1 protein-coding gene is annotated in these 217 nt (G+C 51.2%); it reads right to left on the minus strand.

Features of this window, described 5'->3' with window-relative positions:
* Positions 1–138: 138 nt before the first annotated feature.
* The coding region (locus CHH91_RS21555) for a dUTP diphosphatase (protein ID WP_176465899.1) at positions 139–217 on the minus strand (79 nt) is incomplete at its 5' end.

Genomic DNA, 217 nt, shown 5'->3' on the forward strand with positions numbered 1-217 from the left:
TCCATACCTTATCAACTACTCTTAACTTAAATGAGCCAGCCCCGCACTTGCAGCGCCCGACTGGTGTCTTTTTCTCAGGGGCGGGAGCAGGGCCGTATCTCTGCTCCCTCACCGCGTCAGCCCACTTACGGCGTGCCATTAGTATCCATTCGCTTGCCTTTCGTGATTAATCTTGTTCTTTGATAGGTAAGCCGCTTCTATCTCTTCCCAGCTAAAA

This window comes from Virgibacillus sp. 7505 (assembly GCF_002272135.1).
GTDB lineage: Bacteria > Bacillota > Bacilli > Bacillales > Amphibacillaceae > Terribacillus.